The sequence below is a fragment of the Staphylococcus sp. IVB6240 genome (assembly GCF_025558425.1).
Taxonomy (GTDB): Bacteria; Bacillota; Bacilli; order Staphylococcales; family Staphylococcaceae; genus Staphylococcus.
Genome location: NZ_CP094718.1, coordinates 220,593 through 243,626, shown reverse-complemented (window position 1 = coordinate 243,626; position 23,034 = coordinate 220,593). Strand labels below are relative to the sequence as shown.

Here is a 23,034-nt window from a genome sequence, read left to right as displayed (position 1 = left end):
AAAAAATTTGATTAAGTCTTCGATCGATTAGTATTCGTCAGCTCCACGTATCACTACGCTTCCACCTCGAACCTATTAACCTCATCATCTTTGAGGGATCTTATAACCGAAGTTGGGAAATCTCATCTCGAGGGGGGCTTCATGCTTAGATGCTTTCAGCACTTATCCCGTCCATACATAGCTACCCAGCTATGCCGCTGGCGCGACAACTGGTACACCAGAGGTATGTCCATCCCGGTCCTCTCGTACTAAGGACAGCGCCTCTCAAATTTCCTACGCCCACGACGGATAGGGACCGAACTGTCTCACGACGTTCTGAACCCAGCTCGCGTACCGCTTTAATGGGCGAACAGCCCAACCCTTGGGACCGACTACAGCCCCAGGATGCGATGAGCCGACATCGAGGTGCCAAACCTCCCCGTCGATGTGAACTCTTGGGGGAGATAAGCCTGTTATCCCCGGGGTAGCTTTTATCCGTTGAGCGATGGCCCTTCCATGCGGAACCACCGGATCACTAAGTCCGTCTTTCGACCCTGCTCGACTTGTAGGTCTCGCAGTCAAGCTCCCTTATGCCTTTACACTCTTTGAATGATTTCCAACCATTCTGAGGGAACCTTTGAGCGCCTCCGTTACTCTTTAGGAGGCGACCGCCCCAGTCAAACTGCCCGCCTGACACTGTCTCCCAGCACGCTAAGTGCTGCGGGTTAGAAATCCAATACAATTAGGGTAGTATCCCACCAATGCCTCCACGTAAGCTAGCGCTCACGCTTCTAAGGCTCCTACCTATCCTGTACAAACTATACCGAATTTCAATATCAGGCTACAGTAAAGCTCCACGGGGTCTTTCCGTCCTGTCGCGGGTAACCGGCATCTTCACCGGTACTATGATTTCACCGAGTCTCTCGTTGAGACAGTGCCCAAATCGTTACGCCTTTCGTGCGGGTCGGAACTTACCCGACAAGGAATTTCGCTACCTTAGGACCGTTATAGTTACGGCCGCCGTTTACTGGGGCTTCGATTCGTAGCTTCGCAGAAGCTAACCACTCCTCTTAACCTTCCAGCACCGGGCAGGCGTCAGCCCCTATACGTCACCTTACGGTTTAGCAGAGACCTGTGTTTTTGATAAACAGTCGCTTGGGCCTATTCACTGCGGCTCTTCAGAGCGTGAACCCTAAAGAGCACCCCTTCTCCCGAAGTTACGGGGTCATTTTGCCGAGTTCCTTAACGAGAGTTCGCTCGCTCACCTTAGAATTCTCATCTTGACTACCTGTGTCGGTTTGCGGTACGGGCACCTATTTTCTAGCTAGAGGCTTTTCTCGGCAGTGTGAAATCAACGACTCGAAGAAACGTATTTCTTCTCCCCATCACAGCTCAATCTTAACGAGTGCCGGATTTGCCTAACACTCAATCTCACTGCTTAGACGTGCACTCCAACAGCACGCTTCGCCTATCCTACTGCGTCCCCCCATCGCTTAAAACGAATTTAGGTGGTACAGGAATATCAACCTGTTATCCATCGCCTACGCCTTTCGGCCTCAGCTTAGGACCCGACTAACCCAGAGCGGACGAGCCTTCCTCTGGAAACCTTAGTCAATCGGTGGACGGGATTCTCACCCGTCTTTCGCTACTCACACCGGCATTCTCACTTCTAAGCGCTCCACATGTCCTTGCGATCATACTTCAACGCCCTTAGAACGCTCTCCTACCATTGTCCTACGGACAATCCACAGCTTCGGTAATATGTTTAGCCCCGGTACATTTTCGGCGCAGTGTCACTCGACTAGTGAGCTATTACGCACTCTTTAAATGATGGCTGCTTCTAAGCCAACATCCTAGTTGTCTGGGCAACGCCACATCCTTTTCCACTTAACATATATTTTGGGACCTTAGCTGGTGGTCTGGGCTGTTTCCCTTTCGAATATGGACCTTATCACCCACATTCTGACTCCCAAGTTAAATTATTTGGCATTCGGAGTTTGTCTGAATTCGGTAACCCGAGAGGGGCCCCTCGTCCAAACAGTGCTCTACCTCCAATAATCATCACTTGAGGCTAGCCCTAAAGCTATTTCGGAGAGAACCAGCTATCTCCAAGTTCGATTGGAATTTCTCCGCTACCCTCAGTTCATCCGCTCACTTTTCAACGTAAGTCGGTTCGGTCCTCCATTCAGTGTTACCTGAACTTCAACCTGACCAAGGGTAGATCACCTGGTTTCGGGTCTACGACCAAATACTCATTCGCCCTATTCAGACTCGCTTTCGCTACGGCTCCACATTTTCTGCTTAACCTTGCATCAGATCGTAACTCGCCGGTTCATTCTACAAAAGGCACGCCATCACCCATTAACGGGCTCTGACTACTTGTAAGCACACGGTTTCAAGTTCTCTTTCACTCCCCTTCCGGGGTACTTTTCACCTTTCCCTCACGGTACTGGTTCACTATCGGTCACTAGAGAGTATTTAGCCTTAGGAGATGGTCCTCCCAGATTCCGACGGAATTTCACGTGCTCCGCCGTACTCAGGATCCACTCAAGAGAGGTCACGTTTTCGACTACAGGATTATTACCTTCTATGATTAACCTTTCCAGATTATTCGTCTAACATGTCCTTTTGTAACTCCGTATAGAGTGTCCTACAACCCCAACAAGCAAGCTTGTTGGTTTGGGCTCTTCCCGTTTCGCTCGCCGCTACTCAGGGAATCGATTTTTCTTTCTCTTCCTCCGGGTACTAAGATGTTTCAGTTCTCCGGGTCTGCCTTCTTACATGCTATGTATTCACATGTAGATAACACGACATAACTCGTGCTGGGTTTCCCCATTCGGAAATCTCTGGATCACAGCTTACTTACAGCTCCCCAAAGCATATCGTCGTTAGTAACGTCCTTCTTCGGCTTCTAGTGCCAAGGTATTCACCGTGCGCCCTTAATAACTTAATCTATAGTTATTAATTATGTGAGTCGTCATTTGACGACTAGCGATAATTTTAGTTTCAAGCTTTCGCTATTCACTCGGTTTTTTCTTGGTAAAATCATTTATACTTACTTATCTAGTTTTCAATGTACAATTAAATCATTTAAGTTTTAATTTAAATGGTGGGCCTAAGTGGACTCGAACCACCGACCTCACGCTTATCAGGCGTGCGCTCTAACCAGCTGAGCTATAGGCCCATTTATATTTTTGAATCCTCAATAATGAGCATTCAAAACTGAATACAATATGTCACGTTAATCCGCTTATCACCTAAAGGTGATATTCCGTATATTATCCTTAGAAAGGAGGTGATCCAGCCGCACCTTCCGATACGGCTACCTTGTTACGACTTCACCCCAATCATTTGTCCCACCTTCGACGGCTAGCTCCAAATGGTTACTCCACCGGCTTCGGGTGTTACAAACTCTCGTGGTGTGACGGGCGGTGTGTACAAGACCCGGGAACGTATTCACCGTAGCATGCTGATCTACGATTACTAGCGATTCCAGCTTCATGTAGTCGAGTTGCAGACTACAATCCGAACTGAGAACATCTTTATGGGATTTGCTTGACCTCGCGGTTTTGCTGCCCTTTGTAATGTCCATTGTAGCACGTGTGTAGCCCAAATCATAAGGGGCATGATGATTTGACGTCATCCCCACCTTCCTCCGGTTTGTCACCGGCAGTCAACTTAGAGTGCCCAACTTAATGATGGCAACTAAGCTCAAGGGTTGCGCTCGTTGCGGGACTTAACCCAACATCTCACGACACGAGCTGACGACAACCATGCACCACCTGTCACTTTGTCCTCCGAAGAGGAAAACACTATCTCTAGTGCGGTCAAAGGATGTCAAGATTTGGTAAGGTTCTTCGCGTTGCTTCGAATTAAACCACATGCTCCACCGCTTGTGCGGGTCCCCGTCAATTCCTTTGAGTTTCAGTCTTGCGACCGTACTCCCCAGGCGGAGTGCTTAATGCGTTAGCTGCAGCACTAAGGGGCGGAAACCCCCTAACACTTAGCACTCATCGTTTACGGCGTGGACTACCAGGGTATCTAATCCTGTTTGATCCCCACGCTTTCGCACATCAGCGTCAGTTGCAGACCAGAAAGCCGCCTTCGCCACTGGTGTTCCTCCATATCTCTGCGCATTTCACCGCTACACATGGAATTCCACTTTCCTCTTCTGCACTCAAGTTTTCCAGTTTCCAATGACCCTCCACGGTTGAGCCGTGGGCTTTCACATCAGACTTAAAAAACCGCCTACGCGCGCTTTACGCCCAATAATTCCGGATAACGCTTGCCACCTACGTATTACCGCGGCTGCTGGCACGTAGTTAGCCGTGGCTTTCTGATTAGGTACCGTCAAGACGTGCACAGTTACTTACACGTTTGTTCTTCCCTAATAACAGAGCTTTACGATCCGAAGACCTTCATCACTCACGCGGCGTTGCTCCGTCAGGCTTTCGCCCATTGCGGAAGATTCCCTACTGCTGCCTCCCGTAGGAGTCTGGACCGTGTCTCAGTTCCAGTGTGGCCGATCACCCTCTCAGGTCGGCTACGTATCGTCGCCTTGGTAAGCCGTTACCTTACCAACTAGCTAATACGGCGCGGGTCCATCTATAAGTGACAGCAAGACCGTCTTTCACTATTGAACCATGCGGTTCAATATGTTATCCGGTATTAGCTCCGGTTTCCCGAAGTTATTCCAGTCTTATAGGTAGGTTACCCACGTGTTACTCACCCGTCCGCCGCTAACGTCAGAGGTGCAAGCACCTCGTCTGTTCGCTCGACTTGCATGTATTAGGCACGCCGCCAGCGTTCATCCTGAGCCAGGATCAAACTCTCCATGAAAGAAGTAAGCTTGATTAGCTCGTTTGATTGTTTAAGTCAATCACTCTTGAAAGTACTACTCTGAGTACTCAAATTATCGGAATTAACGTTGACATATTGTCGTTCAGTTTTCAATGTTCATGTCTTTCTTTTGACTTGACAAGAAATAATTATAAACACTTCTTAATCAAAAGTCAACTCTTTTATTAATTTTTTCAAAAGAAAAATGACCTCATGGTCATAATAAAAGAATTACCTGGCACCGTCCTACTCTAGCGGAACGTCAGTTCAACTACCATCGGCGCTAAAGAGCTTAACTTCTGTGTTCGGCATGGGAACAGGTGTGACCTCTTTGCCATTGGCACCAGATAAAATGAATGTTATACATTCAAAACTAGATAGTAAGTATATCAGTTACACAAACAAAACCTTGTGAAAAAATTTGATTAAGTCTTCGATCGATTAGTATTCGTCAGCTCCACGTATCACTACGCTTCCACCTCGAACCTATTAACCTCATCATCTTTGAGGGATCTTATAACCGAAGTTGGGAAATCTCATCTCGAGGGGGGCTTCATGCTTAGATGCTTTCAGCACTTATCCCGTCCATACATAGCTACCCAGCTATGCCGCTGGCGCGACAACTGGTACACCAGAGGTATGTCCATCCCGGTCCTCTCGTACTAAGGACAGCGCCTCTCAAATTTCCTACGCCCACGACGGATAGGGACCGAACTGTCTCACGACGTTCTGAACCCAGCTCGCGTACCGCTTTAATGGGCGAACAGCCCAACCCTTGGGACCGACTACAGCCCCAGGATGCGATGAGCCGACATCGAGGTGCCAAACCTCCCCGTCGATGTGAACTCTTGGGGGAGATAAGCCTGTTATCCCCGGGGTAGCTTTTATCCGTTGAGCGATGGCCCTTCCATGCGGAACCACCGGATCACTAAGTCCGTCTTTCGACCCTGCTCGACTTGTAGGTCTCGCAGTCAAGCTCCCTTATGCCTTTACACTCTTTGAATGATTTCCAACCATTCTGAGGGAACCTTTGAGCGCCTCCGTTACTCTTTAGGAGGCGACCGCCCCAGTCAAACTGCCCGCCTGACACTGTCTCCCAGCACGCTAAGTGCTGCGGGTTAGAAATCCAATACAATTAGGGTAGTATCCCACCAATGCCTCCACGTAAGCTAGCGCTCACGCTTCTAAGGCTCCTACCTATCCTGTACAAACTGTACCGAATTTCAATATCAGGCTACAGTAAAGCTCCACGGGGTCTTTCCGTCCTGTCGCGGGTAACCGGCATCTTCACCGGTACTATGATTTCACCGAGTCTCTCGTTGAGACAGTGCCCAAATCGTTACGCCTTTCGTGCGGGTCGGAACTTACCCGACAAGGAATTTCGCTACCTTAGGACCGTTATAGTTACGGCCGCCGTTTACTGGGGCTTCGATTCGTAGCTTCGCAGAAGCTAACCACTCCTCTTAACCTTCCAGCACCGGGCAGGCGTCAGCCCCTATACGTCACCTTACGGTTTAGCAGAGACCTGTGTTTTTGATAAACAGTCGCTTGGGCCTATTCACTGCGGCTCTTCAGAGCGTGAACCCTAAAGAGCACCCCTTCTCCCGAAGTTACGGGGTCATTTTGCCGAGTTCCTTAACGAGAGTTCGCTCGCTCACCTTAGAATTCTCATCTTGACTACCTGTGTCGGTTTGCGGTACGGGCACCTATTTTCTAGCTAGAGGCTTTTCTCGGCAGTGTGAAATCAACGACTCGAAGAAACGTATTTCTTCTCCCCATCACAGCTCAATCTTAACGAGTGCCGGATTTGCCTAACACTCAATCTCACTGCTTAGACGTGCACTCCAACAGCACGCTTCGCCTATCCTACTGCGTCCCCCCCATCGCTTAAAACGAATTTAGGTGGTACAGGAATATCAACCTGTTATCCATCGCCTACGCCTTTCGGCCTCAGCTTAGGACCCGACTAACCCAGAGCGGACGAGCCTTCCTCTGGAAACCTTAGTCAATCGGTGGACGGGATTCTCACCCGTCTTTCGCTACTCACACCGGCATTCTCACTTCTAAGCGCTCCACATGTCCTTGCGATCATGCTTCAACGCCCTTAGAACGCTCTCCTACCATTGTCCTACGGACAATCCACAGCTTCGGTAATATGTTTAGCCCCGGTACATTTTCGGCGCAGTGTCACTCGACTAGTGAGCTATTACGCACTCTTTAAATGATGGCTGCTTCTAAGCCAACATCCTAGTTGTCTGGGCAACGCCACATCCTTTTCCACTTAACATATATTTTGGGACCTTAGCTGGTGGTCTGGGCTGTTTCCCTTTCGAATATGGACCTTATCACCCACATTCTGACTCCCAAGTTAAATTATTTGGCATTCGGAGTTTGTCTGAATTCGGTAACCCGAGAGGGGCCCCTCGTCCAAACAGTGCTCTACCTCCAATAATCATCACTTGAGGCTAGCCCTAAAGCTATTTCGGAGAGAACCAGCTATCTCCAAGTTCGATTGGAATTTCTCCGCTACCCTCAGTTCATCCGCTCACTTTTCAACGTAAGTCGGTTCGGTCCTCCATTCAGTGTTACCTGAACTTCAACCTGACCAAGGGTAGATCACCTGGTTTCGGGTCTACGACCAAATACTCATTCGCCCTATTCAGACTCGCTTTCGCTACGGCTCCACATTTTCTGCTTAACCTTGCATCAGATCGTAACTCGCCGGTTCATTCTACAAAAGGCAGGCCATCACCCATTAACGGGCTCTGACTACTTGTAAGCACACGGTTTCAAGTTCTCTTTCACTCCCCTTCCGGGGTACTTTTCACCTTTCCCTCACGGTACTGGTTCACTATCGGTCACTAGAGAGTATTTAGCCTTAGGAGATGGTCCTCCCAGATTCCGACGGAATTTCACGTGCTCCGCCGTACTCAGGATCCACTCAAGAGAGGTCACGTTTTCGACTACAGGATTATTACCTTCTATGATTAACCTTTCCAGATTATTCGTCTAACATGTCCTTTTGTAACTCCGTATAGAGTGTCCTACAACCCCAACAAGCAAGCTTGTTGGTTTGGGCTCTTCCCGTTTCGCTCGCCGCTACTCAGGGAATCGATTTTTCTTTCTCTTCCTCCGGGTACTAAGATGTTTCAGTTCTCCGGGTCTGCCTTCTTACATGCTATGTATTCACATGTAGATAACACGACATAACTCGTGCTGGGTTTCCCCATTCGGAAATCTCTGGATTACAGCTTACTTACAGCTCCCCAAAGCATATCGTCGTTAGTAACGTCCTTCTTCGGCTTCTAGTGCCAAGGTATTCACCGTGCGCCCTTAATAACTTAATCTATAGTTATTAATTATGTGAGTCGTCATTTGACGACTAGCGATAATTTTTAGTTTCAAGCTTTCGCTATTCACTCGGTTTTTGCTTGGTAAAATCTTTTATACTTACTTATCTAGTTTTCAATGTACAAGTCATTAAATTGGCAAGCCTTTTCATTCTGCTTCATTTCTTTCTTCACTTGCTCAGTTACATTAAGTAATCTTCGCTGCGTTCATCAAGAAATTCATAGACTGAGAAATGCTTTCAATTTAATTTTTAATTTTAGTTGAATCCTCAATATGAGCATTCAAAACTGAATACAATATATCACGTTAATCCGCTTATCACCTGAAGGTGATATTCCGTATATTATCCTTAGAAAGGAGGTGATCCAGCCGCACCTTCCGATACGGCTACCTTGTTACGACTTCACCCCAATCATTTGTCCCACCTTCGACGGCTAGCTCCAAATGGTTACTCCACCGGCTTCGGGTGTTACAAACTCTCGTGGTGTGACGGGCGGTGTGTACAAGACCCGGGAACGTATTCACCGTAGCATGCTGATCTACGATTACTAGCGATTCCAGCTTCATGTAGTCGAGTTGCAGACTACAATCCGAACTGAGAACATCTTTATGGGATTTGCTTGACCTCGCGGTTTTGCTGCCCTTTGTAATGTCCATTGTAGCACGTGTGTAGCCCAAATCATAAGGGGCATGATGATTTGACGTCATCCCCACCTTCCTCCGGTTTGTCACCGGCAGTCAACTTAGAGTGCCCAACTTAATGATGGCAACTAAGCTCAAGGGTTGCGCTCGTTGCGGGACTTAACCCAACATCTCACGACACGAGCTGACGACAACCATGCACCACCTGTCACTTTGTCCTCCGAAGAGGAAAACACTATCTCTAGTGCGGTCAAAGGATGTCAAGATTTGGTAAGGTTCTTCGCGTTGCTTCGAATTAAACCACATGCTCCACCGCTTGTGCGGGTCCCCGTCAATTCCTTTGAGTTTCAGTCTTGCGACCGTACTCCCCAGGCGGAGTGCTTAATGCGTTAGCTGCAGCACTAAGGGGCGGAAACCCCCTAACACTTAGCACTCATCGTTTACGGCGTGGACTACCAGGGTATCTAATCCTGTTTGATCCCCACGCTTTCGCACATCAGCGTCAGTTGCAGACCAGAAAGCCGCCTTCGCCACTGGTGTTCCTCCATATCTCTGCGCATTTCACCGCTACACATGGAATTCCACTTTCCTCTTCTGCACTCAAGTTTTCCAGTTTCCAATGACCCTCCACGGTTGAGCCGTGGGCTTTCACATCAGACTTAAAAAACCGCCTACGCGCGCTTTACGCCCAATAATTCCGGATAACGCTTGCCACCTACGTATTACCGCGGCTGCTGGCACGTAGTTAGCCGTGGCTTTCTGATTAGGTACCGTCAAGACGTGCACAGTTACTTACACGTTTGTTCTTCCCTAATAACAGAGCTTTACGATCCGAAGACCTTCATCACTCACGCGGCGTTGCTCCGTCAGGCTTTCGCCCATTGCGGAAGATTCCCTACTGCTGCCTCCCGTAGGAGTCTGGACCGTGTCTCAGTTCCAGTGTGGCCGATCACCCTCTCAGGTCGGCTACGTATCGTCGCCTTGGTAAGCCGTTACCTTACCAACTAGCTAATACGGCGCGGGTCCATCTATAAGTGACAGCAAGACCGTCTTTCACTATTGAACCATGCGGTTCAATATGTTATCCGGTATTAGCTCCGGTTTCCCGAAGTTATTCCAGTCTTATAGGTAGGTTACCCACGTGTTACTCACCCGTCCGCCGCTAACGTCAGAGGTGCAAGCACCTCGTCTGTTCGCTCGACTTGCATGTATTAGGCACGCCGCCAGCGTTCATCCTGAGCCAGGATCAAACTCTCCATAAAAGAAGTAAGCTTGATTAGCTCGTTTGATTGTTTAAGTCAATCACTCTTGAAAGTACTACTCTGAGTACTCAAATTATCGGAATTAACGTTGACATATTGTCATTCAGTTTTCAATGTTCATTTTAGAAAATATGGTGGAGACTAGCGGGATCGAACCGCTGACCTCCTGCGTGCAAAGCAGGCGCTCTCCCAGCTGAGCTAAGCCCCCATAATTTATTTAAGTAAGTCGGGAAGACAGGATTTGAACCTGCGACCCCTTGGTCCCAAACCAAGTGCTCTACCAAGCTGAGCTACTTCCCGTTATTAAAATGGCGCGCCCGATAGGAGTCGAACCCATAACCTCTTGATCCGTAGTCAAACGCTCTATCCAGTTGAGCTACGGGCGCATTTTAAATTTTAGATGGTGCCGAGGACCGGAATCGAACCGGTACGGTAATCACTTACCGCAGGATTTTAAGTCCTGTGCGTCTGCCAGTTCCGCCACCCCGGCAAAAATAATGGAGCAGAAGACGGGATTCGAACCCGCGACCCCAACCTTGGCAAGGTTGTATTCTACCGCTGAACTACTTCTGCATTATAAAATTGATATGATGAGCCATAGAGGATTCGAACCTCTGACCCTCTGATTAAAAGTCAGATGCTCTACCAACTGAGCTAATGGCTCAAGAAATGGTGCCGGCCAGAGGACTTGAACCCCCAACCTACTGATTACAAGTCAGTTGCTCTACCAATTGAGCTAGGCCGGCAAATGGTGGAGAATGACGGGTTCGAACCGCCGACCCTCTGCTTGTAAGGCAGATGCTCTCCCAGCTGAGCTAATTCTCCATTATTATGCAATAGACTGGCAACGCCCTACTCTAGCGGAACGTCAGTTCAACTACCATCGGCGCTAAAGAGGTTAACTTCTGTGTTCGGCATGGGAACAGGTGTGACCTCTTTGCCATTATCACCAGACAATTGTTATTTCGTAGTGCGTCGTGACTACTTTATTAATAATACTAGCTTTGCAATAACTTTTCAATAGTTAATTTTACACTTTATTGATGCTTTTTGCAAACTGCTTATGTTTTTCTGTCAGCTGTTTTCAGCGACTTTTATATAATAAACAATCTCTTTATAAATGTCAACACTTTAGATAATCTTTTTATAAATTTATTTCTCTCTACTAAACCGCACTTAATATACGAACGGCTTTTAAATATCATTACCCTATTACAGCCTTCAAACTATCCTATATCTTTATACTTTTTCTCATCATTAGTCTCTATAATATAAAAAGCGAACCACAAACACAAATCTCATTACCTTGCATTTGCAGTCCACTTTTTTCATATGATGATGCTGAACTATTATTTTTGACGCATGTAAGGGAAAAGTAATACGTCACGGATAGACGGTGCATCTGTTAATAACATCACTAGACGGTCGATACCAATACCGAGTCCACCTGTTGGCGGCATACCATATTCTAATGCCTCGATAAAGTCATCGTCCATTTCATGCGCTTCATCATTACCTTGTTCTTTTTCTACAAGTTGCGCTTCAAAACGTTCACGTTGATCGATTGGATCATTAAGTTCTGTGAATGCATTCGCATGTTCACGCCCTACAATAAATAGCTCAAATCGATCTGTAAAACGTGGATCTTCTGGATTCTTTTTCGCTAATGGTGAGATTTCGATTGGATGACCATAAATAAATGTTGGTTGAATAAGCGTTTCTTCTACTTTTTGTTCAAAGAATTCATTTAAGATATGACCATACTTCATGTGTTTATCTACTTCAATACCATGTTCTTTCGCTACTTGATGCGCTTCTTCATCTGATGAAATATCAAAGAAGTTAACACCTGTTGCTTCTTTAACGGCATCTACCATATGTAGACGACGCCATTTTGGTTCTAAATCAATTGTTTCTCCAGCGTATTGGATTGAAGTTGTTCCTAATACTTGGCGCGCAATATGTGCAACCATTTCTTCTGTAAGTGACATGATGTCTTTATAATCTGCATATGCTTCATATAATTCAATCATTGTGAATTCTGGGTTATGACGTGTAGAAACACCTTCATTACGGAATACACGGCCAATTTCATATACTTTTTCAAGCCCACCAACAATCAGACGTTTCAAATGCAATTCGATTGCGATACGCATGTAAAGTGTTGCATCTAACGCATTATGATGTGTTACGAATGGGCGTGCAGCTGCACCACCAGCGATTTGATGCATCATTGGTGTCTCAACTTCTAAGAATCCTTTACTATTTAAGTAATTACGCATTTCTTGAACAATACGGCTACGATTAATAAATGTTTGTGTTGACTCTTCATTTGTAATCAAGTCTAAGTAACGTTGACGATAACGCTGCTCAATGTCTTGAAGACCATGATGTTTGTCTGGTAATGGACGTAATGCTTTAGACAAAAGTTTGAATGATTTCGCCTTAACTGACAATTCGCCTGTATTTGTTTTAAACATAACACCTTCAATACCTACGATGTCACCTAAGTCTGCTGATTTCCAGATATCGAATGCTTCGTCACCAACTTGGTCTTTTCTTACATAGATTTGTAATTGCCCTGTTAAGTCTTTGATATGTGCAAAACCAGCTTTACCTTTACCACGTTTTGTCATAATACGACCGGCAATAACGGTACGGCTTTCATCTTCTTTATCTGCAAGTTCTTCTTTTGAGTACTGATCCCAATCTGCTTTTAAGCTTTCTGCTGTACCTGTACGTTCGAACTTCTCACCAAATGGATCAATTCCTAAGTCGCGTAATTCTTGTAATTTTTGGCGACGCACCTGCATCTGATCATTCATTTCTTCTGTCATTCTTACCTCTCCTTTTCGTCTTACACTTCTACTTTTTGTTGTGCGTTCATTTCATCTCGGAAATTCGTAAGTATCTCAATCATTTCCGCTTCCGTCTCTGCTTGATTCAAGGCTTTACGTGCTTTTCCGTTACCGCGCACACCTTTGAGGTACCATGATGCATGTTTACGCATTTCCATGACACCTACTTTTTCACCTTTTAATTCTACTAAACGGCGCAGATGTAATAAAGCAATTTCAACTTTTTCTTCAATTTGTGGTTCTTCAATCAATTCTCCTGTTTCAAGATAATGTACTGTTCTGTATATCATCCATGGATTACCAAGTGCTTCACGACCAATCATTACAGCATCTACGCCTGTTTCATCAAGCATTTTTTGTGCAAGTTCTGGGCTTGTTACATCACCATTTCCAATTACCGGAATAGAAACTGCTTCTTTTACTTGGCGAATGATATCCCAATCCGCTTGACCTTCATACATTTGTACGCGTGTACGACCATGAATAGAAATAGCTGCAGCACCTGCACGCTCTGCTGCTTTTGCGTTTTCTACAGCAAAGATATGATCTTCATCCCAACCAATACGCATTTTACATGTGACTGGCTTGCTCACACGTTCTGTGACAGCAGAAACCATTTCATATATTTTATTCGGGTCTAATAACCAACGCGCACCTGCTTCACACTTGATAATTTTAGATACAGGGCAGCCCATATTGATATCAATAATATCCGCTGTTGTATGTTTGTCTACATATTCTGCAGCTTCAACAAGCGTTTCCTTTTCACCACCAAAGATTTGAAGTGAAAGTGGTCGTTCATTTTCATCTATATATAACATTTTCATTGTCTTTGGGTTATTAAACAAAATGGCTTTATCACTGACCATTTCAGCGCATACAAGACCCGCTCCAAATTCTTTCACTGTAAGACGGAATGCCGCATTACAAACACCTGCCATTGGAGCAAGTACGACTCTGTTCTCTATTTCAACATCTCCAATTTTCCACATAACATGGATTCCTCCATTCTTTCCGTTCTATCTATTAAACACGTATTCATCCACCATAACGAACAACGGTGTCATCAGGTTTTACAAGTGTATGAATTGCCTTGCCTGATCTTGGTTCAATCACATGTGGTGCGATGTCATTCAGCGGGATCATCACAAAAGCACGTTCTGTCATTCTAGGATGTGGGACCGTCACACGCTCTGTTTCAACAATATCTTGTCCATATAAAAGCACGTCAATATCAATTGTACGCGGACCCCAACGTACTTCACGTACGCGATGTAACGCTGCTTCCACCTCAAGAGCTACATCTAACAATTCGATCGCTGATAATGTCGTTTTGACATGTACACACACATTAAGGAAGTCTGGTTGATCTACATAACCCACTGGCTTTGTTTCATACATCGGCGATACAGCTATCACATCAATCTGAGCATGTTGATCTAACTGAGCAATCGCTTCTTTTATTTGTGCTTCACGATCACCGATATTCCCACCAAGTCCTAGATACGCGTCTATCATTTTACTTCACCCTTACTATCTCGATACCAACACCTTGATAATAACCTGGTATTGGTGGATTTTTCTTAGTGATTCTTACTTTCGTTTCCATTACACGATTATAGTGTGAATTTATACGCTTTGCAATACGTTCAGCAAGATGTTCCAATAAATTCACCGGCTCACCTTCCATGATTGCCTTCACATCTTCATACACTTCTCCATAATGGACCGTATCTTCTACTCGATCAGAATGACCAGCTTCTTTAAGATCTACTTTCATTTCAATATCTACTGTAAAGATTTGTCCAATCTCATTTTCAGCAGGTAATGCACCATGATAGGCATAAAATTCTAAGCCTTGTAAAAAGATTTTATCGCTCATTTTCATAACCTCTCAAACTGTCCATCGCTTTTGCTAAACGTGCATTCATCAATACGTTATGAACACGGACACCATGAACACCTTTCATAATACCGTATGCTGTAGTCGCAGCTGTCGCTTCATCACGTTCATCCACTTGATTATCTCCACCAAGAATTTCCTTGATAAAGCGCTTACGGCTTGTCGCAAGTAATACTTTAAAACCAGTTGCAACGAGTGCATCAAGCTGCGCCATTACTTCCCGTTCTTCTTCACGTGTTTTCGCAAAACCAATACCTGGATCAAGCCAAATATGCTCTTTTGGGATTCCGGCTAGTTCAGCTTTGTTAGCTTGTTTCAATAATGTCACAAGCATTTCATCCATAACTGGTTCATCACGTTGACCGTCTCCATTATGCATTAAGATAATTTCAGCGTCATGTTCTGCTACGACTTTGAATATATCGGGGTCATAAAGCCCTGCCCATTGATCATTAATCATCGTTGCCCCTGCTTGGAGTGCCGCTTCTGCTACCTCACTGCGATATGTATCCACTGACAGTGTAGCTGGAATTCCTTTTAACGCTTCTACTACAGGCACAACACGTGCTATTTCTTCTTCAACTGAAATTTCTTCAAAGCCAGGGCGCGTTGAAATACCACCGACATCAATAATATGTGCACCCTCTTGGATCATTTGGTTGGCATGTGCAACTGCTTTATCCAATTCAGTGTATTGACCGCCATCAGAAAATGAATCAGGTGTCACATTTAAAATCCCCATGATTTGTGTCTCACTCATCAGAATACTTCCTTTCCAAGTTTTTCACGAAAGTTTTATTTGATTCAATGGATTTATTATAACAAAGTTTGCCGCATACAACGGATATGTAAGCTCGACAAAATTGTCAACGAGGCAATGGGAATGTTAGTAAATCATATAAGTAGCACTTTTAATCTTGATAGCAATAAATAAAATCATTCTCTTTAAAACTCACCCGTCTCATCTTAGTCCAAAACATAAAAATTCCCGTTAATGTATAGCAATCACATTAACGGGATAAAAGCATTAATTAATCAAAGTTGTAAAGTGGTGTTGAAAGGTAACGTTCACCATTACTTGGTAAGACTGTTATAACTGTTTTTCCTTTACCAAGTTCTTTAGCTTTTTGAATTGCAGCATAGATTGCAGCACCTGAAGAAATACCACCTAAGATACCTTCTTCTTTTGCAACACGACGTGATGTTTCCATCGCTACTTCGTTACCAACTTTGATTACTTCTTCATACACTTCAGTGTCTAATGTACCTGGTACGAATCCAGCACCTAAACCTTGTAATTTGTGAGGTCCTGGTTCTCCACCACTTAATACTGGTGAGTCTTCTGGCTCAATCGCAACGATTTGGATATCTGGGTATTTTTCTTTTAATACTTTACCTGCACCAGATAATGTACCACCTGTACCGACACCTGCTAAGAATGCATCAATTGTTTTGCCTTCGAATTGTTCAACAAGTTCTGGACCTGTTGTTAACTCATGCACACGTGGGTTTGCAAGGTTTTCGAATTGTTGTGGCTCGAAATAACCGTGTTCTTCTTTTAATTCTTTCGCTTTTTTAATGGCACCTTTCATTGCTTCTGCACCAGGTGTTAAAACAAGCTCTGCACCGTATGCTTTTAATAAGTTACGACGCTCTTGACTCATTGTTTCAGGCATTGTGAAAACGGCTTTGTAGCCTTTTGCAGCACATACAAATGCAAGACCGATACCTGTGTTACCACTTGTTGGTTCTACAATTGTATCACCTGGTTTGATTTTACCTTCTTTTTCAGCTTGTTCAATCATTGCTAATGCGATACGGTCTTTAACTGAACCACCTGGGTTTTGGTATTCTAATTTCACATAAATGTCTGCTGCGTCTTCACCTGCTTGATGACGTAACTTCACTACTGGTGTTTGACCAATAATTTGCGTAATGTTTTCTACGGGTTTTCTTACCATATTCGATAACCTCACTTTTGTTATATTATTCATTCAAATACTTAGTTAATATATCGGATATAATTAGTGTATCATTGTTCAGACAATTTCAAAAGTAAAATGAATGATATCACACAAAAATTTCACATTATTTCATGGATACAAGTAATTCTTCTAGTTCTGCTTCTGTATATTGATATTTTGTACGGCAGAAGTGACATTCCGCTTCGGCACCGTGATCTTCGCGAATCATACTTTCAATTTCCGCTTCACCTAGACCTTTAATTGCTGTTAAGAATTTGTCGTGACCACAGTTACATTCAAATTCAACAGGCATTGTTTCCAAGAATTCAACGTTATCCACACCTAGAATTTCTTGTAGCATACTTTCTGGCGTATGACCTTGATCAATTAACTTAGAAACGGGTGTCATATTGTTGATTGCTTCTTCTAATTTTGTAATTGTTTCTTCTTTTGCACCAGGCATCACTTGAATAATAAAACCACCTGCCGCTTTAATTGTGTTGTCTGGATTAACAAGAACACCTACACCAACAGATGACGGTACTTGTTCACTATTTGCAAAGTAGTATGTGAAGTCTTCGCCAAGTTCACCAGACACAATCGGACTGTTTCCTGTATAGTAATCGCGTAACCCAACATCTTTTACAACGTTGATAGAACCATTCGTCCCAACTGCACGACGTACATCTAATTTACCATGATCATTTAATGCAAAGTGGGTTTGTGGATTTGTTACGTAGCCACGTACTTTTCCTTGTGCATTCGCATCTGCAACAATTTTACCAATTGGGCCATCGCCGTTTACTGTCACAGTTAATTTTTGTTCACCTTTTAACATGGCACCCATCATAACCGTAGCTGTCATCGTACGACCTAGTGCTGCAGAGGCAGTTGGCCATGTATAATGATGCGTTTGTGCTTCTTGAATCGCATCTGTTGTTTTCGCACTATATGCACGGACTTCTCCACCATATGCGAGTGCTTTTACAATATAATCTTGCGTCATTTTCTCTAATCTCCTTTTTTAATATGACAATGTGATGATACGAGTACGTCATTGATTTCGTTTTCTGTTAAGTCAGAGGTTATTAAACCATAAAATCGTTCCCTATAAAACCATTAAGTAACACACGCTTAACTTTTGCATGATTCAAAAATCCGTTTCACTTAATTCTCAAGAAATTTCAACTCAATAACCTTGTCCAAGGGATATCCTTTTTCTAAGGTGCTCAATTCATTTGATGACCTTTATTCATAGAACGGTTGTCACAATCTATAAATAAAACATCTCCATCTCAGCGTTCTTCTTAGAAATAAAGTCCCTACTCACAGCGACTTCGTTCAAATTTGATTATCATATTTTATCTATGTTGCACTATCATACTCGCGTAGACTCATAAGTACAACTGATATGACTCACACGACATTTTTACCATAATTCGAACCATAAAAAAAAGACCTTCTCAATAGATGGGGTGTTCCCTCTATGAGAAAGTCTTATTCAACGACCTATGATTGACGTGGTGGTGTTTGATCATCACCAGGTTGATCGATTTCCGGTGCTTGATCGTAAGCTGTTGTATCTTCATCATCTTTATCTTCTGATGATGTTTCGTCACGATCTGATGCACTTGTATGCGAACGGTTAGTCATATCTTCTTGTTCACGACGAATCTCTTCGTATGATTTACCATACTTACCTTCACTGTATTCATCATCTTCAGAACGTTCAACGACTTTTGCATCATCATAATTCACTTCAGGTAGATGTCCTTCATGGAATAATGATTGAATTTGCTCAGCCACTAATGTCTCTTCTGTTAATAATGTTTCAGCGATTAAACGTAATTGTGATTCGTGTTCTAATAAGATTTGTTTACTGCGTTCATATTGTTCTTTAATGATACGCTGTACTTCTTTATCAATTTCAAAAGCAATCTGACCTGAATATTCAGGCTCTCCTGACATATCTTTGCCTAGGAAGACTTGACCGCCACCATGTGAGAATTGTAAAGGTCCAAGTTTTTTACTCATACCATACTTCGTTACCATCTCACGTGCAATTTGTGTTGCACGTTCAAAGTCATTTGAAGCGCCTGTAGATACTTCATTAAAAATGATATCTTCTGCAACACGGCCACCTAAAAGACCACTGATCTTATCTAACAATTCGGGTTCTGTCATTAAGAAACGATCTTGTTTTGGTAACATCATCGCATAACCACCGGCTTGACCACGTGGTACAATCGTTACTTTGTGAACGACTTCTGCTTCATCAAGCACCATACCAATAACAGTGTGACCTGCTTCGTGGTGCGCCACAATGTTACGTTCTTTTTCAGAGATCACACGTGATTTCTTAGCTGGACCTGCAATAACACGGTCTGTTGCTTCTTCAATATCACGCATATCGATTTTTTTCTTACCGCCACGCGCAGCAATTAATGATGCTTCATTTAACAAGTTCTCAAGGTCTGCACCTGAAAAACCTGGTGTACGTTGCGCAATGGCTTTAAGGTCTACCGTCTCATCTAATGGTTTGTTCTTAGCATGTACATGTAAAACTGCTTCACGTCCTTTAACATCTGGACGACCGACTTGAATTTGACGGTCAAAACGACCTGGACGTAAAAGTGCTGGGTCTAAAATGTCAGGGCGGTTTGTTGCTGCAATCATAATGATATTTTCATTTTCACCGAAACCATCCATTTCAACTAATAATTGGTTCAATGTTTGTTCACGTTCATCATGTCCACCGCCGACACCGGCACCACGTTGACGACCCACTGCATCAATCTCATCAATAAAGATAATACATGGTGCATTCTTTTTAGCATTTTCAAATAAGTCACGAACACGGCTTGCACCGACACCTACGAACATCTCAACAAAGTCTGAACCACTAATTGAGAAGAACGGCACGCCTGCTTCACCCGCTACAGCACGTGCAAGTAATGTTTTACCTGTACCTGGTGGACCTACTAAAAGTACACCTTTAGGAATACGTGATCCCATTTCTTTAAATTTCTTATTGTCTTTTAAGAAGTCAACGATCTCTACTAATTCTTGTTTCTCTTCATCTGCACCCGCAACATCTGAAAAACGAACACGGCCTTTTTGACTATCGTACATTTTTGCTTTGGATTTACCAAAGTTCATCATACGACCGCCACCACCGCCGCCTTGCGCTTGACTCATGAAGAAAATGAAGAGCAGTGCGATCACTAAGACTGGGATTAATGTTGAAATGATGCTAACAAAAATACTCTGTCCTTCTTCTTCTTTGACTGTGAATTCTAATCCTTTTTGGTTTTGAGCTGTATCAGTGATTTTATCGAGCTCTTTATCATTATTAAACAATACCGTTGACGCAAAGTCATCGTTATTTTTCAACTTACCGCTCACTTTATACACATTATTTTCTGGTTGAATCTCCAATGACTTAACGTCACCCTTCTCCAACTTTTGCATAAATTGATTATAAGTAAGTTCTTTCGGGATATTACCATTGCCATTAACCCATGAAAATAACCCAAAGATGACGACGCCCATCATCGCTAAAAATAGCACGTTACGAAAAGCTTTCTGCATGCGACGTTTCCTCCTACTCCAAATATAAAGCTAACAAAAATTTTACCATAATCTAAAGTCTTCTTGCTAGTAATTGTGCTTAATGTCACTTGTATACAACAAAAGACAGATTTCCATAGTTTCTAACATCTGTTTTGAATCTTCCTATGGCAACCCGTCTTTCATCATATAACTATCCTTGCGTGTAAATTTCAGGCTTCAACGTACCAATATAAGGTAAGTTACGGTACTCTTCTTTATAGTCAAGACCGTATCCAACAACAAATTCGTCCGGAATCACTTTACCTACATATTTCGCTTGAATATCTGCTTTACGACGATTTGGTTTGTCTAACAACGTCACAATCTCTAATGAGTTAACGCGACGTGATTCTAATAATTCCGTAATAGATTTCAATGTTGTGCCTGTTTCAAGAATGTCTTCAATGATTAAGACATCTTTGTTTTCAATTGATGAGCCTAAGTCTTTTAGAATTTGTACTTCTCCTGTTGACTCAGTACCACCGTGATAACTTGATACATCCATAAAATCAATCGCAAGTTTTGTGTCGATACGTTTGATTAAGTCTGTCATGAACAAAATAGAACCTTTTAAGATCCCAACACAGAATAAATCTTTATCTTTGTAATCCTCAGTCAAAACGCGTCCAAGTCGTTCGCAAATCTCTTGAATTTCTTCTTCCGTTAATAAAATATCTTTTAAATCATTTTTCATTTATGTCATCTCCCAAATATTGAATGTGTATATATTGATGATATGTAGCATGTTGGTAACACGTTCCGACTGCCAAAATCTCATCTTGATCTGTTGTAACGATCGGCATCTGTTCTCGTTGTCCTCGAGGAACTTTCTGATCAATCATAAGCCGTGTCACTTTTTTATGGTGTCCATTTGAAAGTTTTACACGGTCACCGGTCTGGCGTGTTCGAATATATAACACCGGATGCAATCGAAAAATATCTTCTGCAATCTCAATGTGATATGAACCGATATCATACGTGCCTCCTGTCGTCACAGCTCGTGATGACAGTGCTATTTCTGTCTTAGCAGGCACTATGACTAATTTATCATACACGATATCGACATGCCATCTGTTTGTATGCATTAATGTCGTTTGTGCAACATCACTGTGCAGTTTAACAAACCAATCTTGATACGTACGTTCACTCACCGTCACGACTGATTCGAAGTGCAGGAGTAGCTCGTCCAAGACTTTCATTTTAACATGCGGTGATAATTGATTGAATGTTTTTCTTGGTACTTCCCAATGTTGTGTTCCTTTTTGGATCACTTCCCGGGAAATAAATTGTCTCGCCTGTTCTGTAAAAAGAGCTAATGCTTCTTCATGAACCGACATCAGCTTCAGTAATTGCTCACTTTGTAAATGTGGATTTTCTTCAATACGAGGTAGTAAACGATTACGAATATCATTACGTACATAAGCATTGCTTTGATTACTTTCATCTTCAAAGTATGGTACTGCATGCTGTTGTTGATAGGCATGAATTTGTGCCTTCGTTGTTGTGATGAGTGGTCGAATTAGACGATAGCCTTCCCGTTGTTCACTTGATGGGATACCTAATGAACTACGATCCACACGACCTGTAAAGATACGATAAAAGATCGTCTCTAGCTGGTCATCTTGATGGTGTGCCGTCAATAAATAATCAGCTTGTAAATTTCGCACCATATCATCAAACCAAGCATAGCGTAACTGTCGGGCTTCATTCTGAATACTCCGTCCCGCTTCAGTCTCTTCTGTTAAATCTAAGTAGTGAATATGTAACGGAACACCTCGTTCCTGACAATAAGCTTCTAAAAATTTGGCTTCTTGATCAGAGGCCTCTCGCAGTCCATGATGCACATGTAAACAAGTGAGTTGCTGATACGTATCGGCATATTCTGTCAGTAATTGATGTAAAAGCACCATACTGTCAATTCCAGTTGATACAGCTAGTACAATATGATCCGTTGACTGCCAAAATGGTTTCATCACACAAGCACTCCTTGATTTAATCTTCTTACACTGTCGGTTCTTCACTTTAACAGCGAAAAAGAGGTTGAGATTCAAAGTTCCCTTCGTTTCTCAACCCCTAGATTGTGATGACTTATCGACGTGAACCTCGGCCACCACGTCTTGACTCTGCTTGACGTTTCACAGAATTAAGTTTATCTTCACTATCTTTTAAGAAGTTAGATAGTTTTTTCTCAAAGTCTTCCGGTTTTTGTGCTGGTTTTTGTCGACGTGGACGTTCTTTTGCTTTTTTGATTGATAAACTAATTTTACCATCATCCGCAATAGAAAGTACTTTTACTTCAACTTCATCACCTAATGATAGATGATCTTCTACGTTCTCAACGTAATTATCAGCCACTTCACTGATATGCACAAGCCCGCTCTTTCCTTCTGGCAACTCCACAAACGCACCAAATTTTTTGATACCAGTGACTTTACCTTTGACTTTACTTCCTACTTCGATTGCCATTGTTATAATGAATCCTCCCGAGTTCGATATTTAACTCTATTATACGGTTGTTTGACTATTTACACAACGACAAAAACCGATTTAACCCTTTTCTTTAATATTTTTATCACGAGGTTGTGAAAGGAGCGCTTAGAATTCGAGTAGAACTAGAACAGCGA

Annotated in this window: 11 protein-coding genes, 9 tRNA genes and 6 rRNA genes; all 26 read right to left on the bottom strand. The window is 43.3% G+C overall.

The genetic code is table 11. The annotated features are described in order from the left end of the window. Positions 1–7 precede the first annotated feature (7 nt). The 26 genes from MUA88_RS01125 to MUA88_RS01000 all read right to left on the bottom strand — a co-directional run bounded on the left by MUA88_RS01125 (position 8) and on the right by MUA88_RS01000 (position 22,876). Positions 8–2,932, bottom strand: a 23S ribosomal RNA gene (locus MUA88_RS01125). A 154-nt stretch (positions 2,933–3,086) separates the two neighbouring features. Next, positions 3,087–3,163: transfer RNA gene (locus MUA88_RS01120), tRNA-Ile, on the bottom strand. Positions 3,164–3,267: 104 nt separating this feature from the next. Further along, positions 3,268–4,818, bottom strand: a 16S ribosomal RNA gene (locus tag MUA88_RS01115). A gap of 233 nt (positions 4,819–5,051) precedes the next feature. Further along, positions 5,052–5,166, bottom strand: a 5S ribosomal RNA gene (rrf, locus tag MUA88_RS01110). Positions 5,167–5,239: 73 nt separating this feature from the next. After that, positions 5,240–8,165 (bottom strand): 23S ribosomal RNA (locus MUA88_RS01105). A 357-nt stretch (positions 8,166–8,522) separates the two neighbouring features. Next, a 16S ribosomal RNA gene (locus MUA88_RS01100) occupies positions 8,523–10,073 on the bottom strand. A gap of 132 nt (positions 10,074–10,205) precedes the next feature. Further along, positions 10,206–10,281, bottom strand: a tRNA-Ala gene (locus tag MUA88_RS01095). Between the two features lie 18 nt (positions 10,282–10,299). Further along, positions 10,300–10,373 (bottom strand) — tRNA-Pro (locus MUA88_RS01090). Between the two features lie 9 nt (positions 10,374–10,382). Beyond that, positions 10,383–10,459 (bottom strand) — tRNA-Arg (locus MUA88_RS01085). Between the two features lie 15 nt (positions 10,460–10,474). After that, a tRNA-Leu gene (locus MUA88_RS01080) sits at positions 10,475–10,563 on the bottom strand. An 8-nt stretch (positions 10,564–10,571) separates the two neighbouring features. Next, positions 10,572–10,646: transfer RNA gene (locus MUA88_RS01075), tRNA-Gly, on the bottom strand. An 18-nt stretch (positions 10,647–10,664) separates the two neighbouring features. Beyond that, positions 10,665–10,737, bottom strand: a tRNA-Lys gene (locus MUA88_RS01070). Positions 10,738–10,743: 6 nt separating this feature from the next. Then, positions 10,744–10,819 (bottom strand) — tRNA-Thr (locus tag MUA88_RS01065). A 3-nt stretch (positions 10,820–10,822) separates the two neighbouring features. After that, positions 10,823–10,898: transfer RNA gene (locus tag MUA88_RS01060), tRNA-Val, on the bottom strand. 14 nt (positions 10,899–10,912) lie between these two features. Further along, positions 10,913–11,027, bottom strand: a 5S ribosomal RNA gene (rrf, locus tag MUA88_RS01055). The 16S, 23S and 5S rRNA genes sit together here with 9 tRNA genes alongside, the layout of an rRNA operon. A 395-nt stretch (positions 11,028–11,422) precedes the next feature. Then, on the bottom strand, positions 11,423–12,910 hold the full coding sequence (lysS, locus tag MUA88_RS01050; protein WP_262604333.1) for a lysine--tRNA ligase: 1,488 nt from the start codon (positions 12,908–12,910) through the stop codon (positions 11,423–11,425). Between the two features lie 20 nt (positions 12,911–12,930). Continuing rightward, positions 12,931–13,923, bottom strand: coding sequence for a tRNA dihydrouridine synthase DusB (gene dusB, locus MUA88_RS01045; RefSeq protein ID WP_262604332.1), 993 nt, complete (start codon positions 13,921–13,923; stop codon positions 12,931–12,933). A gap of 46 nt (positions 13,924–13,969) precedes the next feature. Then, on the bottom strand, positions 13,970–14,449 hold the full coding sequence (folK, locus tag MUA88_RS01040) for a 2-amino-4-hydroxy-6-hydroxymethyldihydropteridine diphosphokinase (protein ID WP_262604331.1): 480 nt from the start codon (positions 14,447–14,449) through the stop codon (positions 13,970–13,972). Position 14,450: 1 nt separating this feature from the next. Then, positions 14,451–14,813 carry a dihydroneopterin aldolase gene (gene folB, locus MUA88_RS01035; protein ID WP_262605648.1) on the bottom strand — a complete coding sequence of 121 codons (363 nt, stop codon included), beginning with the start codon at positions 14,811–14,813 and terminating at the stop codon, positions 14,451–14,453. Then, positions 14,803–15,594, bottom strand: a complete 792-nt coding sequence (folP, locus tag MUA88_RS01030; protein ID WP_262605647.1) for a dihydropteroate synthase — start codon at positions 15,592–15,594, stop codon at positions 14,803–14,805. Before folP ends, folB begins: the two co-directional genes overlap by 11 nt. Before the next feature lie 271 nt (positions 15,595–15,865). Next, the gene (cysK, locus tag MUA88_RS01025) at positions 15,866–16,795 is read right to left on the bottom strand and encodes a cysteine synthase A (protein ID WP_262604328.1); all 930 of its coding nucleotides are present in this window, start codon (positions 16,793–16,795) and stop codon (positions 15,866–15,868) included. 127 nt (positions 16,796–16,922) lie between these two features. Then, the gene (gene hslO, locus MUA88_RS01020; RefSeq protein ID WP_262604327.1) at positions 16,923–17,804 is read right to left on the bottom strand and encodes an Hsp33 family molecular chaperone HslO; all 882 of its coding nucleotides are present in this window, start codon (positions 17,802–17,804) and stop codon (positions 16,923–16,925) included. 503 nt (positions 17,805–18,307) lie between these two features. Beyond that, positions 18,308–20,389 (bottom strand): ATP-dependent zinc metalloprotease FtsH, encoded by a 2,082-nt coding sequence (gene ftsH / locus MUA88_RS01015; protein ID WP_262605646.1) that lies wholly within the window; start codon positions 20,387–20,389, stop codon positions 18,308–18,310. Positions 20,390–20,561: 172 nt separating this feature from the next. Then, the gene (gene hpt / locus MUA88_RS01010) at positions 20,562–21,104 is read right to left on the bottom strand and encodes a hypoxanthine phosphoribosyltransferase (protein ID WP_262604325.1); all 543 of its coding nucleotides are present in this window, start codon (positions 21,102–21,104) and stop codon (positions 20,562–20,564) included. Beyond that, the gene (gene tilS / locus MUA88_RS01005) at positions 21,094–22,383 is read right to left on the bottom strand and encodes a tRNA lysidine(34) synthetase TilS (RefSeq protein WP_262605645.1); all 1,290 of its coding nucleotides are present in this window, start codon (positions 22,381–22,383) and stop codon (positions 21,094–21,096) included. The genes hpt and tilS overlap by 11 nt, the downstream gene beginning before the upstream one ends. A 115-nt stretch (positions 22,384–22,498) precedes the next feature. Then, positions 22,499–22,876: a S1 domain-containing RNA-binding protein gene (locus tag MUA88_RS01000; protein WP_095115156.1), complete on the bottom strand. Its 378-nt coding sequence runs from the start codon at positions 22,874–22,876 to the stop codon at positions 22,499–22,501. Between the last annotated feature and the right edge of the window lie 158 nt (positions 22,877–23,034).

Coding starts and splice junctions, on each gene's coding strand:
- folP (WP_262605647.1), bottom strand. CDS start 15,594: ATGAGTGAGACACAAATCATGGGGATTTTAAATGTGACACCTGATTCA.
- dusB (WP_262604332.1), bottom strand. CDS start 13,923: ATGTGGAAAATTGGAGATGTTGAAATAGAGAACAGAGTCGTACTTGCT.
- folK (WP_262604331.1), bottom strand. CDS start 14,449: ATGATAGACGCGTATCTAGGACTTGGTGGGAATATCGGTGATCGTGAA.
- cysK (WP_262604328.1), bottom strand. CDS start 16,795: ATGGTAAGAAAACCCGTAGAAAACATTACGCAAATTATTGGTCAAACA.
- hslO (WP_262604327.1), bottom strand. CDS start 17,804: ATGACGCAAGATTATATTGTAAAAGCACTCGCATATGGTGGAGAAGTC.
- tilS (WP_262605645.1), bottom strand. CDS start 22,383: ATGAAACCATTTTGGCAGTCAACGGATCATATTGTACTAGCTGTATCA.
- hpt (WP_262604325.1), bottom strand. CDS start 21,104: ATGAAAAATGATTTAAAAGATATTTTATTAACGGAAGAAGAAATTCAA.
- folB (WP_262605648.1), bottom strand. CDS start 14,813: ATGAGCGATAAAATCTTTTTACAAGGCTTAGAATTTTATGCCTATCAT.
- ftsH (WP_262605646.1), bottom strand. CDS start 20,389: ATGCAGAAAGCTTTTCGTAACGTGCTATTTTTAGCGATGATGGGCGTC.
- MUA88_RS01000 (WP_095115156.1), bottom strand. CDS start 22,876: ATGGCAATCGAAGTAGGAAGTAAAGTCAAAGGTAAAGTCACTGGTATC.
- lysS (WP_262604333.1), bottom strand. CDS start 12,910: ATGACAGAAGAAATGAATGATCAGATGCAGGTGCGTCGCCAAAAATTA.